Genomic DNA, 15,459 nt, shown 5'->3' on the forward strand with positions numbered 1-15,459 from the left:
CAGTTCGGTCCCTATCCACTGTAGGCGTTAGAGTATTGAGAAGATCTGTCCTTAGTACGAGAGGACCGGGATGGACAAACCTCTGATGTACCAGTTGTCACGCCAGTGGCACAGCTGGGTAGTCACGTTTGGAACAGATAACCGCTGAAAGCATCTAAGCGGGAAACTGACTTCAAGATAAGTACTCTTTAAGATACCTTCGAGACTAGGAGGTTGATAGGTTGGGGGTGTAAGAGTTGTGAGACTTTTAGCTGACCAATACTAATATATCGAAGTTTTAACCTTAATATACTACTATATAGTTTCAAATGATCCAAGTAAATTAAATATTGATTGGCAACGATAGCTATGGAGGTACACCCAGTAACATTTCGAACCTGGAAGTTAAGCCCATAAACGCTGAAAGTACTTGGGGGGCAGCCCCCTGGGAGGATAGGAAGTTGCCAATCTTTTTTTATTTTTTATAAAAAATAAGAAAGAGAGTTTCTAAGACTCTCTTTCGTTAACTTCTTCAAGACGAAGTTTTAATTTTTTTAATAAAGTATTAAAAAATTTAGATTCCTCATCTGTGAAAAGATCTTTAAATTTTTCTTGTAAATCAGGAATAAATTCATCAATAAATTTAATTGCTTTTTTACCATCTTCAATCAGATATAACCCTTTTTTTCTCTTATCAAGTAATTTTTTTTCTATTAATCCTTTATCTTCTAAATTGGTAATATATTTTGTAACTAATGATTTTTCAATTTTTCTTAGTTTAGCTATTTCATATTGTGTTATTCCAGGATTATTATGAATCAATCTTAAGTACATACTTTCTGTTTTAGTTATTTCTAATTCAGAAAGAAAATTATCGAAAAGAAAATTTATTTCTTTATTAATTGCAGATATAAGAAGAATAGAACCTTCATTATTTTTCATAGAATCACCTCAATTTTTTATATGAATATACTCTATGATACCCTTTAAAATTATAAAAGTAAATAAAAAGGGTGAAATATTCATATATGAACACACTATCTATTTATTTAATCTAAAATAGATTAAAATAAATACATATAAGAAATAAGAACAGAGATATTTTAAATTGTGTTTGTTAATTGAAAAATATCTTCTAATAGGAGGAAAAAATGAAAAAATTTAATTTAATGATGTTAGTAGGAACTTTATTGGTAGGAAGTATAGCTTATGCTGAAAGTGAAAAAACTTTTGATTATGAAAAGAATTTACAAGAAAGACAAGAAATAGATCAAAGAAATATAGAAGCTTATTCAAAAAAAAATGGAGTTTCCATTCAAGAAGCTACACAGAAATATTATGAAAAATTACAAAATGAATTTAAAAATAATGATGAATTAAGAAATGAAATGATGAAGGATAATTCAAAAGATTAAATTAGTTTATTGCATGATTTGAAAATCAAAGTTTTTAGAAAAAAATGTATTTTTTTCAACCAAATTATCTTGACTTTTTCCATTTAATTGGGTATAGTAAGTATAGAAACATAAAAAAATCAGGAGGTATTTAGAATGCACGTAATAGATAAAGATACTTGTATTGGATGTGGAGCTTGCGAAGGAACTTGCCCAGTATCAGCAATATCAGCTGACGCTAATGGAAAATATGAAATTGGAGAGGCTTGTGTAGACTGTGGAGCTTGCGCAGGAGTTTGTCCAGTATCAGCAATAACAGCATAGTTATTAATTAAAAGTTTAAAGCTTAGGTATAAAACCTAAGCTTTATTTTTTTTTGTTTTTTTTGTATACTAAAATAAAAAGGACGGTTATTATGAATTTAAATTTAAGCCAAAAAGAAGTTGTAGAAAATATTGATGGACCTTTACTTATAATAGCTGGTCCAGGTTCTGGAAAAACAAGAACTTTAGTTGAAAGAATGATTTATATGATAAAGGATAAAAATATAAAACCAGAAGAAATTTTAGTTTCTACTTTTACAGAAAGAGCAGCAAGGGAGTTAACAACTAGAATAGGAAATAGATTAAAAAATGAAAAAATATATTTAGAGGGATTGTATATAGGAACACTTCATTCAATTTGTTTGAAAATAATAGATGAGAATATTGAGTATTCAAATTTAAAAAGAGGATATAGAGTTTTAGATAATGTAGATCAAAAATTTTTTGTTTTTTCAAAATTAAAATTTTTTAAAGAAATTAATGGATTTAATAAATTTTTTCAAAATAAAAATTATTTAACTAACTGGAAAATTGGAGAAAACTTAATAAAGTGGTTTAATAAATTTAGTGAAGAGGGGCTTGAGTTAGATGATAACAGTTTTTTAACACAAAGTTACCTAATGTACAAAAAATTAATTTTTGAAGAGAATGTTATAGATTTCTCTATGATCCAATGTGAAGCTTATAGAATTTTAAAAGAAAATTTAGAAATTCTAAAAAAACTTCAAAATAAAATAAAATATACAATGATTGATGAATATCAAGATACAAATACAATACAAGAAAAATTAATTTTTTTAATAGGTGGAAAAGAACAAAATATTTGTGTAGTTGGAGATGATGATCAAGGAATATATAGGTTTAGAGGGGCTACAATTAGGAATATTCTTCAATTTGAAGGAAGAGTAGGGAAAATATGTAAAGTTGTTAAACTAGAAGTAAATTATAGATCAGAAAAAGATATAGTTAATTTTTGTAAAGAGTGGATAGATAGTTTATATTGGGATGAATTTAGACATTCAAAAGAACTAATAGTACCTAAAGAAAAAAATATAGATAGAACTCGAGTCGTAAAATTATCTGTGGAAAGTTCTGAAAATAAATGGCAAGAAAGAATTGCTAATTTTTTAATTTTTATGAAGAATTCAAAAAAAATAAATGATTATAATCAAGTAGCTTTTTTATTCAGATCAGTGAAGAATAAAAAAATAGTTTCTTTAGCTCATTATTTAGAATATAGAGGAATTGGTGTCTATTCTCCAAGATCAAATCTATTTTTTAATAGAGAAGAAATTATATTAATTATAGGTATTTTTCTTTATGTTTTGTTAAGAGAAAATAGTAAAATTTATAACAATGAATATAAATTAGAAATATTGGATTATTATAAAAAATGTTTAAATATTATAGAGAAAAAAATAAAAGTAGATGAAGAGTTAAAAAAAGAGTTGGAAATAATAAAGAGTGAATATGAAAATATAAACACAAATATAGGAAATCTTTTGAATTTATATTATAAAATTATTTCTATAAAATGTTTTAAAGAAATATTTGAAAATAAAGATAATAGTGTCTTAGAAAATAGAGCTTTATATAATTTAGGTATATTTTCAAAAATTGTTGAAAAAGCAGATAAGATATCTAGCATTCAAAATTTAAATAATGAAAATATAATAAAAATTGGAGATTATTTTTTTACAATGCATTTGAAATTCTTAAAACAAAATGGAGTTGATGAATATGAAGATATAAAAGAATATGCTCCAAAAGGTGCAGTTTCATTTTTAACAATTCATCAGTCAAAAGGATTGGAGTTTCCAATAGTAATAGTAGGATCTTTAGAAAGTGTGCCTGAATCAGATAAGAATGATGATGAAGAATTGGAAAAAAAATACATTCCTTATAATGATTTTGAGCCTGAGTATAGAATAAAAGATTTTGATTTTTGGAGATTATATTATACAGCCTTCTCAAGAGCTAAAAATCTGTTAATTTTAAGTTGTATAGAAAATAGTAAAGGAAAAAGACAGATACCATCTTTACCATTTAAAAGAGTTTATGAAAATATTCCAGATATATTATCTGGAGACTTAAACTTTTCAGAGTTAAATATAGAAAATACAAGTATTATAGATATTAAAGATAGTTATTCTTATACGGGAGATTTGTTAAAATATAAAGAGTGTCCGTATAGATATAAATTAAATAAAATTTATGATTTTCAAAGGAAAAAAACAATTGAAAATTTTTATGGAACTTTAATTCATGAAAGCTTTGAGTATTTAAATCTTTCTATATTAAATGGTAAAGATTTAAATATAGAGAAAATACAAAATAAATACTACTCTGATTATGAATTTATGAAAAAGAAGGAGAATTTATTTTTAGATAAAGAAGTTTTAAATAAAGGTTTAGAACAAATTTTAAATTATTACAATGGTGATTTATTAAAAAATAAAATAGTAGATGTTGAAAAAAATTTATTTGTATTTAGAGGTGCTTATACTATTGAAGGAAAATTAGATTTAATTATACAAGAAGGAGAAAATTTAAAAATAGTAGATTTTAAAACAGGATCAGATAGTATAGATAAAGAGAGTTTAGAAAATTATATATCACAAATAAAACTTTATTGTTATTTATTATCAATGAATAGTGAGAAGAAAGTTTCAGGTGGATATATATTTTTTGTAAAAAATGAAAATAAAATTGAAGTTCCTTATAATATAGGAGACGAAGAAGAAATTTTAAAGGATTTTGATTCGATAACAGAGCGGATATCTAACGGTATGTTTTCAGAAAAAAGATTGTCTGAAGAAAAATGTTTAAAATGTGAATTTAAAAAGCACTGTTTTGGTATAAATATGATATAATAATAATAAAAAATTAGGTGATAAAAATGTATGTAGTGTTAAAAGAAAGTGCTACATCTGAAGAAATCTTAGAGCTGAAAAAATTTATACAAAAAACAGGACATGGAGCTTTAGAGATTTTAGATGGTAGCATAAAAAAAATAGGAATAATGGGAAAAAAAGATGGGCTAACTAAGGAAGAATTGAAGGAATTCTCAATAGTTAAGGAGATTATAAAGATAGGAAAGCCTTTTAAGTTCGTTAGTCGAGAGTTTAAAAAAGAGGATACCCTTATAGAAATAAAAGGTAGGAAAATAGGTGGTACAGATTTAATTCTAATGGCAGGGCCATGTTCAATTGAAAATAAAGAGATGATAATGGACATTGCTAAAGTAGTAAAGGAAAATGGAGGAGAATTTTTAAGAGGTGGAGCTTTTAAGCCAAGAACATCTCCATATGACTTCCAAGGTTTAGGAGAAGAGGGCCTAAAATATATGAGAGAAGCATGTGATAAATATGACCTTGTAATGGTAACAGAAGTAATGGATACTAGAGATATAGAGTTGATAGAAAAATATACAGATATATTTCAAGTTGGAGCTAGAAATATGCAAAATTTTAGCTTATTAAAGGAACTAGGAAAGACAAATAAGCCTATTCTTTTAAAAAGAGGATTAAGTGCTACAATAAGAGAGTTTTTAATGGCAGCAGAATATATAGTTGCTTTTGGTAATGAAAAAGTTATTCTTTGTGAAAGAGGAATTAGAACATTTGAAATTGCAACTAGAAATACTGTTGATATAAATGGTGTAGCACTTTTAAAAGAAAAATCTCATCTTCCAATTATAATAGATGCAAGTCATGGAACAGGTAAAAAATCTTTAGTTGAGCCAGTGACATTAGGGTGTATCTTAGCAGGAGCAGATGGTGCGATGGTAGAAATACATCAAAATCCAGCATGTGCTTTATCTGATGGAGAACAAAGTTTAAATTTTCAAGAGTTTGAAATTTTATGTAAAAAAATGAAAAAAACATTGGAATTTAAAGAGAGTTTAAAATGTTTATAGATAAAGAATTTTATTATGAACTTGATGAGTTTTCAAAGTTAGGATTAAAGGCAATTTACACTACTAAAAGCTTTGGAGATGTAAAAAAAGAAGAGGATAGAAATAAAATTAACTCTATATTAAATATAGAGGATAAAAAAATTTATTCAGGATTTCAAACACACTCATCAAATATTGTAGTTATTGATAAAGAAACAACAACTTATTCAGAAGGTACAGATGGATTTATAACTAAAAGAGATGACGTAGTTATATTTACAAAATATGCTGATTGTTTGCCGATCTATATATATGATAGTGAAAATGGCGCTTTTGGATGTATTCATTCAGGATGGGTAGGAAGTTTTGAAAATATTGGTTCAAAAGCTGTTGAGATGATGATAAAAGAATTTAATAGTAAATTAAAAAATATTATAGTAGCATTTGGAATAGGAATATCTCTTGAGAATTATGAAGTATCAGAAGATTTTTACTTGAAATTTAAGAGAAAATTTAATGAGAAACTTTTAGAAAAAGTTTTTTTAAAAAAAGAGAGTAAATATTATTTTGATAACCAGAAATTTAATTATAATCTTATGAAAGAGATTGGAATACAGGAAAAAAATATAATAACTAATAATCTATGCACATATAGAGATAATTTTCACTCTTATAGAAGAGAAAAAGAGGATTCAGGAAGAAATGGAGCATATATATTTGTTGACAAAAATAGAAAAAAGTGATACAATAATTTGCTAATAAAATGCACATTGATTATTTCTAAACAAGGTGCCCTTAGGGGATGTTTAGTTTTGAGATCAGTGGAAGAAATAACCAAAATTAGGAGGAATTAAAAAATGGCAGTAATTACTATGAAACAATTACTTGAAGCTGGAGTTCACTTTGGACACCAAGCTAAGAGATGGAATCCAAAGATGTCTAAGTACATCTTCACTGAGAGAAACGGAATCCACGTAATCGATTTACACAAATCTTTAAAGAAAATTGAGGAAGCTTATGCTGTAATGAGAGAAATCGCAGCAAACGGTGGAAAAGTTTTATTCGTAGGAACTAAAAAGCAAGCTCAAGAAGCTGTAAAAGATCAAGCTGAAAGATCAGGAATGTACTACGTAAACAACAGATGGTTAGGTGGAATGTTAACAAACTACAAAACTATCCAAACTAGAGTAGAGAGATTAAAAGAGTTAGAGAGAATGGATGCTGATGGAACATTAGATACAGCATACACTAAGAAAGAGGCTTCTAACTTCAGAAAAGAGTTAGTAAAACTTTCTAAAAACTTATCAGGAATCAAAGATATGAAAGAAGTTCCAGCTGCTATATTCGTAGTAGACGTTAAGAAAGAAACTTTAGCGGTAGTAGAAGCTGCTAAATTAGGAATCCCTGTATTCGCTATGATCGATACAAACGTAGATCCTGATTTAATAACTTACCCAATCCCTGCAAATGATGACGCTATCAGATCAGTAAAGTTAATCGCTTCTGTAATGGCTAACGCTATCATCGAAGGAAACCAAGGAAAAGAAAACGCTGCAGTTTCAAACGACGAAATCGTTGTTGAAGAAGGATCAGCTGAGTAATAAATACTTGAATTTAATGGAATTGAGGGCATAGCCCTCAATTCCTTGTACTATATAGATATGTAGAAATTCTAAAAATTTAGGAGGAAAAAATGGCAGAGATTACAGCAAAATTAGTAAAAGAACTAAGAGATAGAACTGGTGCTGGAATGATGGATTGTAAAAAAGCATTAGGAGAAACAAACGGAGATATCGAAAAAGCGATAGACTTACTAAGAGAGAAAGGAATTGCTAAAGCTGCTAAGAAATCAGGAAGAACAGCTGCAGAGGGATTAATATTTGACGGTGTTTCTGCTGATAACAAAACAGCAGTAGTATTAGAGTTCAACTCTGAGACAGACTTCGTTGCTAAAAACGATGAGTTCAAGGCTTTAGGAGCAAAAATGGTAGAGATCGCTTTAAGACCAGAGATCAAAACTGTTGAAGATTTAAAAGCTGCTGAGATTGATGGAGTTACAGTTGAAACAACTATAACTAACTTAATCGCAAAAATCGGAGAGAATATGTCTCTAAGAAGATTTGAAAAAGTAACTACTGAAGGGTTTGTAACTACTTACAACCACTTAGGAGGAAAATTAGGAGTTATCGTTGAGATGACTGGAGAAGCAACAGAAGCTAACATCACTAAAGCTAAGGATATCGCAATGCACGTAGCAGCTATGGATCCTAAATATGTTGACAGATCAGTTGTAACAACAGATGATTTAGATAGAGAGAGAGAGATTTCTAGAAAGCAATTAGAAGCTGAAGGAAAACCTGCTCAAATTATCGAAAAGATTTTAGTTGGAAAAATGAACAAGTTCTATGAAGAGAGCTGTTTAGTTGACCAAATTTTCGTAAAAGCTGAAAATAAAGAGACAGTTGCAGAGTACGCAGGAGATATTAAAGTAGTTTCTTTCGCTAGATACAAAGTTGGAGAAGGAATCGAAAAAGAAGAAGTAGATTTCGCAGCAGAGGTTGCAGCTCAACTTAACGCGTAATACAACAAAGTATAGGGGTGCGACTTAGCACCCCCTTTTTTTAAGCTAAATATGATAATAGAGGAGAGTTTTGAGATGAAGCCAATTTATAATAGAATTCTATTAAAATTAAGTGGAGAAGCTTTAATGGGAGACCAAGAATTTGGAATCTCTTCAGAAACAATAACTTCATATGCTAAACAAATAAAAGAGATAGCAGACTTAGGAGTAGAAGTAGGAATAGTTATCGGTGGTGGTAATATATTTAGAGGATTATCTGGAACTGAACAAGGAATAGACAGAGTAACTGGAGATCACATGGGTATGTTAGCAACAGTTATAAACTCACTGGCTCTTCAAAACGCAATTGAATTATTAGGAGTACCTACAAGAGTACAAACTGCAATCGAAATTCCAAAGGTAGCTGAACCTTTCATAAAAAGAAAGGCTCAAAGACATTTGGAGAAGGGTAGAGTTGTAATATTTGGTGGTGGAACAGGTAACCCTTATTTCACAACTGATACAGCAGCAGCACTTAGAGCAATAGAGATTAATGCAGATGTTGTAATAAAAGCAACTAAAGTTGATGGAATCTATGATAAAGATCCTGTAAAATTTGCTGATGCAAAAAAATATACAGAAGTTACTTATACAGAAGTTTTAAATAAAGATTTAAAAGTTATGGATGCAACTGCAATATCTTTATGTAGAGAAAATAAGTTACCAATAGTTGTATTTGATTCATTAACAGAGGGAAATATAAAAAGAGTAGTTCTTGGTGAAAAAATAGGAACAACAGTAATAAACGGATAATTTTAGGAGGGTAAAATGAGCGCACAAGTAATAATGAATGATTGTAAAGATAAAATGGATAAAGCTATCGAATCTACAAAGCATAAATTTGCATCAATAAGAGCAGGTAGAGCTAACGTGTCAATGTTAGATGGAATAAAAATAGAGCAATATGGATCATTAATGCCATTAAATCAAGTTGGAACTGTATCAGCTCCAGAAGCTAGATTATTAGTAATTGATCCTTGGGATAAATCAGTAATACCTACAATTGAAAAAGCTATAATGACTTCAAACTTAGGATTAACTCCAAACAACGATGGAAAAGTTATTAGATTAATGATACCTGAGTTAACTGCTGATAGAAGAAAAGAGTATGTAAAATTTGCTAAATCTGAAGCAGAAAATGGAAAAGTTGCAGTTAGAAATATCAGAAAAGATATGAACAACAACTTAAGAAAGTTAGAGAAAGAAGGAGAAATAACTGAGGACGATTTAAAGAGATTTGAAGATGATGTTCAAAAGTTAACAGATGCAACAATTAAAACAATTGATCAACTTCTTGCTTTAAAAGAAAAAGAGATTACAACTGTATAATGTTGAAAAGAGAGCTAAGTTTAGCTCTCTTTTTTTGTAAGTAAAATATATAATATTAAGAATAAACCACTAAAAAATAATAAAATTATTAAAACTTCATTAGCTGAAGAATAATTTCCAGACTCAATAGCAGAGTATAGAGCTAATGGTAAAGTTTGTGTTCTTCCAGGAATATTTCCAGCAATTAAAATAGTTGCTCCAAATTCTCCAAAAGCTCGTCCAATTCCTAGGATAACTCCAGAAAAAACTTTTCGATAACTTAAAGGAAGATAAACGTACTTAATCATATTTAATTTAGAAACTCCAAGACATTGAGCTGTTTCTATATAAGCTTTGTCAATAGTATCAAAACCGACTTTAACTCCTTGATATATAATAGGTAAGGAAACTATTATTGCAGCAATAGCCGCTCCTTCAAAAGAAAATATAAATCTAAAGCTAAAAAGGTTATAAAAAATTTTTCCAATAAAACTATTTTTTCCTAAAAAAATAATCAACATATATCCAATAACAGAAGGGGGTAAAAAAATAGGTAAAGTAACTACAAACTCTATTATTTTTTTTAGATTATTTTTATTATTAAAGGAAAAATAAAGTATAATACTAAAAAGTAAATTAAATGTTAGAGATAAAAAAACAATACTTAAAGACAATTTAAGAGGTGTAATCATTCCCAACCTTTTCCTCTTAAAAATTTTAAAAATTTCTCAGCATCCTCTTTATTTTTAGTTGTTTTTGAAATACCAATTGAATATTCAATTGGTTTATGAAGATTTGTTGGAAAAACTTCAATAACTTTAGAATTTTTTAACAACTTTGCATCTGTTAAATAAACTATACCAAAATCGGCTTCTCCTAATTCAACATAAGAAAGTACACTTCTAACATCTTTTCCGTACACTAAAGAGTAATCTTTTAATGGAAGGTTATTTAAAACTTCAGTTGCATATTGGCCAGCAGGAACATACTTAGGGTCACCAATAGCTAAAACACCGTTATTTGAAGATGTGTTGTTATTTTTTATTAAAACTAAAGAGTTTTCTAAAATAACTTCTTCATTGAATATATAATTATTATTTTTTAAATCAATCATATAATCTCTGTTAGCAAGAAAAATAACATCAACATCTCCACCCTGTTCTAGTTGTCTTTTTAAAGTTCCAGAACCTCCTAAATTTAAAGAGATAGTCAATTCAGGATCTATAGCTTTGTATTCTTGAATATTTTTTTCTAAATATTCTTTTAAAGACGCTGCACCACTTATTAAAATCTCTTTAGAAAAAATAGATTGAAATAAAACAATGAAAATAAAAATAATATTTTTCATAAATCCCCCCATTAGTTAATATTATTTATTCATTTGATAAAGAGTATATAAACCTCTAAGACTTAATTCAGGACAATATTCATCGATTTCTTGAATCTCTGCAAAAAGAATTTTTCCTAGGCCTCCTGTAGCTATAATATATGGATCAGGAACAATTTTTTTTATTTCATGTATGATATTTTTTAATTGCCCAGCATAACCGTAGAAAATTCCAGCTTGAATTTGTTCAGCAGTATTTCTACCAAGAACACTTTCTGGAGTACTAAATTTAACTTTAGGAAGTTTAGCAGTATTTCCAAATAAAGCATTAATAGACATCTCTATTCCAGGTAAAATTCCACCTCCAATATAAACTCCATCTTTTAAAACCTCATATGTAGTTGCAGTTCCAAGATCGAATATAACAAGATTTTTCTTTGGATAATCAATTATAGCTTGGGCAATATCAATAATTCTATCAGCACCAAAACCATTTATTTGAAGATTTTCAGCAAAAGAAAATGGAAGTTTTAAATTTAAATCTATAATCATAGGTTCAATTTTAAAGTATTTTCTTCCTAGAAATTGAAATATTCCAATTAAATTTGGAACGACAGATGAAATAACAATTCCATTTAATTCTTTAATTTCAACACCATTAAAATCACATATATTTTTCAAGTATGAAAAGTATTCATCCTCAGTTAATTTTTCATTTGAAGATACTCTAAAGCTAAGCAGAACCTCTCCTTTTGGATTAAGTAAACCAGTAACAATATGAGTATTTCCAATATCTACAGCTAAAAGCATGTAATCACCGCCTAATAAAAATTTAGATAATCCATATTATAAACTATATTTGAAAAAATGTAAATTTTTCTCGGATAAATTATTTAAATGAATTATAATGTAATAAATAGAGTATGAGGTGTTTATATGAAAAAATCAGTAGGAATAGTTGTAGAATATAATCCCTTTCATAATGGACATAAATATCATTGTATAAAGGCTAAAGAGCACGGTGATGTTGTAGTTGCAGTTATGAGTGGAGATTATGTTCAAAGAGGAGAACCAGCTTTTATAGATAGATGGACAAGAGCGGAGTTAGCTTTAAAAAATGGTGTTGATATAGTGGTGGAGTTGCCGATATTCTATTCAACACAAAGTGCAGAAATATTTGCTAGAGGAGCAATAGGAATATTAAATTTAATGAATATAGAAAAACTAGTTTTTGGGTCTGAAACTGGGGATGTAAAAAAACTAATCGAAAGAGGAGATTTAGAAGAACAAAAGGAGTTTAAAGTAGAACTAAAAAAACAATTGAAAGAGGGACATTCTTATCCAACAGCTTATTCAAATACTTTAAAGATATTAGATAAAACAGATGAGTTAGATTCTAATGATATTTTAGGTGTTGAGTATATTAAGGCTTTAAAATTTTGGAAAAGTAAAATAGAACCAATTGCTATAAAGAGAGAAAAAAGTGGATATTATTCAGAAGAGATAAAAGATGGAATTGCTAGTGCCACTGGTATTAGAAAAAAAATTCAATCTGGAGAAGAGATAAAAGACGTTGTACCAGATACAACATATGAAATATTAAAAGAGAGTTTAGAAAAAAATAGCTTTGCAAAATTACAAGATTTTTATCCTTTTATAAGACATAGAATACTTTTAGAAAAAGAAAAACTAGAAAGAATTCAAGATATTGAACAGGGATATGAAAATAGAATATATGAGGCTGCTTTTTCTTGTAAGGAATTTGAAAGTTTTTTTGAAAAAATAAAAAGTAAAAGATATACTCAAGGAAGAGTTCAGAGAATTTTAATTCACATACTTTTAGGAATAGAAAAAAAGCAAATAGAAAAAGTAAAAGAAAAAATTCCTTATATAAGAGTTTTAGGATTTACTAAAGAGGGACAAAATTATTTAAAAAAATTAAAAGATGAAGAAGTAGAAGTTTTGACTTCATTAAAAAATATACAAAAATATTTAGAGAAAGATTCCTTAGATTTATTAGAACAAAATGAAGTGGCAAGTAAAATTTATGCAATGGTAAATCCGTATGAGGATAGAAAAATACCTATAATTATAAAGTAGAGGTACTATGGATAGAATAAAATTAACAAAAGATATAAAAGATATTTTAAATATCTTAAATGCTCATGGTAAGGGATATATTGTAGGAGGTTATGTAAGAGATTATTTACTAGGCTTAATTCCTAAAGATTGTGATTTTTGTACAGATATAGATTATTCAAAATTAAAAGATATTTTTAAAGATTATTCACCAAAAGAGATTGGAAAAGCTTTTGGGATAATTCAAATAGTTTATAAGGGTAAAAGTTATGAGATTGCAAAGTTAAGAAGAGATGTGACATTTACATCTTTTAGAAATATAGCTGAAGTAGAATTTATTAATGATATCTATGAGGATTTAAAGAGAAGAGATTTTACGGTTAATGCTATAGCTTATAATGGGAGTAATCTGATTTATTTATCACAAGTAGAAATAGATGATATAAAAAATAGAGTTTTAAGATTTGTTGGAAATGGGAAAAAAAGAATAGAAGAGGATCCATTAAGGATATTAAGGGGAATAAGAATAGCGGGAGAAAAAAAATTATTGATATTAGAGGAAACAAAACAAGAGATAGAAGAGTGCAAAAATGAGATAAAAAGAGTTTCTATTGAAAGAGTTCAAGATGAATTTTTTAAGATGCTAAAAGGAGAGAATTCAAGTAATTCTTTTAAATCTTTATATGACTTAGGAGTTTTTGAAGAGTTATTTCCAAAGACATATAAAAATATAAAATTAAATGAGATATTAGAAGATTTAGATAAAATAGATAGCTTATTTTTATTAGAGGAATCTTTAGTACTAAAATTAGTAGTTATTTTTAATAAAAGTAAAGATGAGCTAAATTATTTAAAATTGGATAATAAAAGTAAAAAATCGATTTTAAATATAATTGAAAATTTAAAAAAAATAAAAAATATTAGTAGTAAATATGAAATAAAAAAGATGATTATGACCATAGGGTTAGAAGATTTCAAAAATATATTAAAAATAGAAAATTTGAGAGATGATATATCTTTAATAAAAGAGAAATTTAATGAAATTATAATGAATAATGAACCTATTTTTCTGAAGGAGTTAGCAATTTCTGGAAAAGATATATTAAATTTAGGAATAAAAGATGGAAAAAAAATTAAAGAGTTATTAGAAAAATCTTTAGATATAGTATTGAAAAATCCTGAACTAAACCAAAAAAATTATTTACTAAAATTGATAGAGGAGGAAAAAATTTGAAGCGAAGAATACCTTTAACAACACAGATATTTTATGGAGTAGGAGTAAGTTATGCCATTGTGGATCAAATATTTGCACAATGGATTTTATATTTTTATCTTCCACCGGAAAACTCAGGACTTAAACCATTTTTAACACCTGTTTTAATATCATTGGCATTAGCTATTTCAAGAGTAGTAGATATGATTTCAGATCCAGTAGTAGGATATTTATCAGATAAATTTAATAGTAGATGGGGAAGAAGAATACCATTTATTGCAGTAGGAGCTATTCCACTAGCTATAACGACAGTAGCCTTTTTCTATCCACCAATGATAAGTGAAAAAGGAACATTTATCTATTTAGCGCTTATAGGATCTTTATTTTTTACATTTTATACAATTGTAGGAGCTCCATATAATGCTTTAATACCAGAAATTGGAGAGAATTCAGAGGAGAGATTGGATTTGTCTACATGGCAGTCAGTTTTTAGATTATTGTACAGTGCAATTGCAATGATTTTACCAGGAGTTTTAATTAAGTATTTTGGTAAAGGAGATACATTAGTTGGGATTAGAGGTATGGTTATTTCATTAAGTATTTTATGTGTTTTAGGACTGTATGTAACTGTTTTTTTAGTTCCAGAAAAAAAATACTCAAGACCTGTTGAACATGTTGGGAATATTAAAGAGATTTTAAAAGAAGTGGTAAAAGATAAAGATTTTAGGAATTATTTGTTAGGATTACTATTTTTCTTTGTAGGATTTAACTCTTTAAGAGCCATGATGAACTATTATGTAGAGGATATAATGGGATATGGAAAAGAGACAATAACAATAGCGTCAGCTTTATTATTTGGAGCCTCAGCTTTATTTTTTTATCCAGTAAATAAATTATCTAGAAAATTTGGATATAGAAAAATTATGTTAGGATCTTTAGTTGGATTAATAATACTAACAATAGCTTTATCATTATTAGGAAAAGTAATACCTGTAAAATATGGATTTTTAATATTTGCACTTTTAGGAATACCAATATCAGGAGCAGCATTTATATTTCCACCAGCAATGATGAGTGATATAAGTGAAAAAATAAGTAAAAGAATAAATAATAGAATCGAAGGAGTTTGCTTTGGAATTCAAGGATTTTTCTTAAAAATGGCATTTTTAGTCTCAATAGTTGTATTACCATTGATGCTTGTTTTAAGAGGAAGTGGAGAGGTAACAAAGTTTGGTATATACTCATCGGCAATATTTTCAGCAGTATCTTTTGTAATCTCATATGTATTTTATTTTAAATATAATGAATAGGAGGAGTG

General features: G+C 27.8%; 16 protein-coding genes and 2 rRNA genes (1 of these 18 running past the window's edge). 14 read left to right on the plus strand and 4 right to left on the minus strand.

The window, feature by feature from the left end; all coding sequences use genetic code 11:
- Positions 1-285: ribosomal RNA gene (locus tag H5J23_RS04050) — 23S ribosomal RNA — on the plus strand (it extends 2,632 nt beyond the left edge of the window).
- 47 nt (positions 286-332) lie between these two features.
- Positions 333-449 (plus strand): 5S ribosomal RNA (gene rrf, locus H5J23_RS04055).
- A gap of 37 nt (positions 450-486) precedes the next feature.
- Here the strand turns inward: rrf and H5J23_RS04060 are convergent.
- Positions 487-921, minus strand: coding sequence for a MarR family winged helix-turn-helix transcriptional regulator (locus H5J23_RS04060; protein ID WP_023052386.1), 435 nt, complete (start codon positions 919-921; stop codon positions 487-489).
- A 209-nt stretch (positions 922-1,130) separates the two neighbouring features.
- Here H5J23_RS04060 and H5J23_RS04065 point away from each other — a divergent pair, with 209 nt between their 5' ends.
- The 9 genes from H5J23_RS04065 to frr all read left to right on the plus strand — a co-directional run bounded on the left by H5J23_RS04065 (position 1,131) and on the right by frr (position 9,543).
- A complete protein-coding gene (locus H5J23_RS04065) occupies positions 1,131-1,394 on the plus strand; it encodes a hypothetical protein (RefSeq protein ID WP_023052385.1) in 264 nt (87 codons plus the stop codon).
- Positions 1,395-1,529: 135 nt separating this feature from the next.
- Entirely contained in the window at positions 1,530-1,697 is a 168-nt protein-coding gene (locus H5J23_RS04070) for a 4Fe-4S binding protein (protein WP_023052384.1), read from the plus strand.
- 91 nt (positions 1,698-1,788) lie between these two features.
- Positions 1,789-4,569, plus strand: a complete 2,781-nt coding sequence (locus H5J23_RS04075; protein WP_185891042.1) for an ATP-dependent DNA helicase — start codon at positions 1,789-1,791, stop codon at positions 4,567-4,569.
- Positions 4,570-4,595: 26 nt separating this feature from the next.
- Positions 4,596-5,615, plus strand: coding sequence for a 3-deoxy-7-phosphoheptulonate synthase (aroF, locus tag H5J23_RS04080; RefSeq protein WP_185891044.1), 1,020 nt, complete (start codon positions 4,596-4,598; stop codon positions 5,613-5,615).
- Complete coding sequence (gene pgeF, locus H5J23_RS04085) at positions 5,606-6,337, plus strand: peptidoglycan editing factor PgeF (protein WP_185891047.1); 732 nt, start codon at positions 5,606-5,608, stop codon at positions 6,335-6,337. The genes aroF and pgeF overlap by 10 nt, the downstream gene beginning before the upstream one ends.
- 114 nt (positions 6,338-6,451) lie before the next feature.
- Complete coding sequence (gene rpsB, locus H5J23_RS04090; RefSeq protein WP_023052245.1) at positions 6,452-7,195, plus strand: 30S ribosomal protein S2; 744 nt, start codon at positions 6,452-6,454, stop codon at positions 7,193-7,195.
- Between the two features lie 92 nt (positions 7,196-7,287).
- Complete coding sequence (gene tsf / locus H5J23_RS04095) at positions 7,288-8,175, plus strand: translation elongation factor Ts (RefSeq protein WP_023052244.1); 888 nt, start codon at positions 7,288-7,290, stop codon at positions 8,173-8,175.
- Between the two features lie 75 nt (positions 8,176-8,250).
- Positions 8,251-8,967, plus strand: a complete 717-nt coding sequence (gene pyrH / locus H5J23_RS04100; protein WP_185891049.1) for a UMP kinase — start codon at positions 8,251-8,253, stop codon at positions 8,965-8,967.
- A 15-nt stretch (positions 8,968-8,982) separates the two neighbouring features.
- A complete protein-coding gene (frr, locus tag H5J23_RS04105) occupies positions 8,983-9,543 on the plus strand; it encodes a ribosome recycling factor (RefSeq protein WP_185891051.1) in 561 nt (186 codons plus the stop codon).
- Between the two features lie 20 nt (positions 9,544-9,563).
- Here the strand turns inward: frr and H5J23_RS04110 are convergent, their stop codons facing one another.
- From H5J23_RS04110 to H5J23_RS04120, 3 genes are read right to left on the minus strand one after another with little or no spacing between them, the layout of a single operon-like run.
- Positions 9,564-10,214: a molybdenum ABC transporter permease gene (locus H5J23_RS04110; RefSeq protein ID WP_255494389.1), complete on the minus strand. Its 651-nt coding sequence runs from the start codon at positions 10,212-10,214 to the stop codon at positions 9,564-9,566.
- Complete coding sequence (gene modA / locus H5J23_RS04115; RefSeq protein WP_185891055.1) at positions 10,211-10,870, minus strand: molybdate ABC transporter substrate-binding protein; 660 nt, start codon at positions 10,868-10,870, stop codon at positions 10,211-10,213. The genes H5J23_RS04110 and modA overlap by 4 nt, the downstream gene beginning before the upstream one ends.
- A 21-nt stretch (positions 10,871-10,891) precedes the next feature.
- Positions 10,892-11,659, minus strand: a complete 768-nt coding sequence (locus tag H5J23_RS04120) for a type III pantothenate kinase (RefSeq protein WP_023052239.1) — start codon at positions 11,657-11,659, stop codon at positions 10,892-10,894.
- A 126-nt stretch (positions 11,660-11,785) separates the two neighbouring features.
- Here H5J23_RS04120 and H5J23_RS04125 point away from each other — a divergent pair, with 126 nt between their 5' ends.
- The 3 genes from H5J23_RS04125 to H5J23_RS04135 are packed head-to-tail and all read left to right on the plus strand — an operon-like array spanning position 11,786 to position 15,451.
- Complete coding sequence (locus H5J23_RS04125) at positions 11,786-12,949, plus strand: nucleotidyltransferase (RefSeq protein ID WP_185891057.1); 1,164 nt, start codon at positions 11,786-11,788, stop codon at positions 12,947-12,949.
- 7 nt (positions 12,950-12,956) lie between these two features.
- Positions 12,957-14,162, plus strand: coding sequence for a CCA tRNA nucleotidyltransferase (locus tag H5J23_RS04130; protein WP_185891059.1), 1,206 nt, complete (start codon positions 12,957-12,959; stop codon positions 14,160-14,162).
- Positions 14,159-15,451, plus strand: coding sequence for an MFS transporter (locus tag H5J23_RS04135; RefSeq protein ID WP_023051937.1), 1,293 nt, complete (start codon positions 14,159-14,161; stop codon positions 15,449-15,451). The genes H5J23_RS04130 and H5J23_RS04135 overlap by 4 nt, the downstream gene beginning before the upstream one ends.
- The last annotated feature ends 8 nt before the right edge of the window (positions 15,452-15,459 follow it).

This window comes from Cetobacterium sp. 2G large, from assembly GCF_014250655.1.
In the GTDB taxonomy this organism is placed as follows: Bacteria; Fusobacteriota; Fusobacteriia; order Fusobacteriales; family Fusobacteriaceae; genus Cetobacterium_A; species Cetobacterium_A somerae.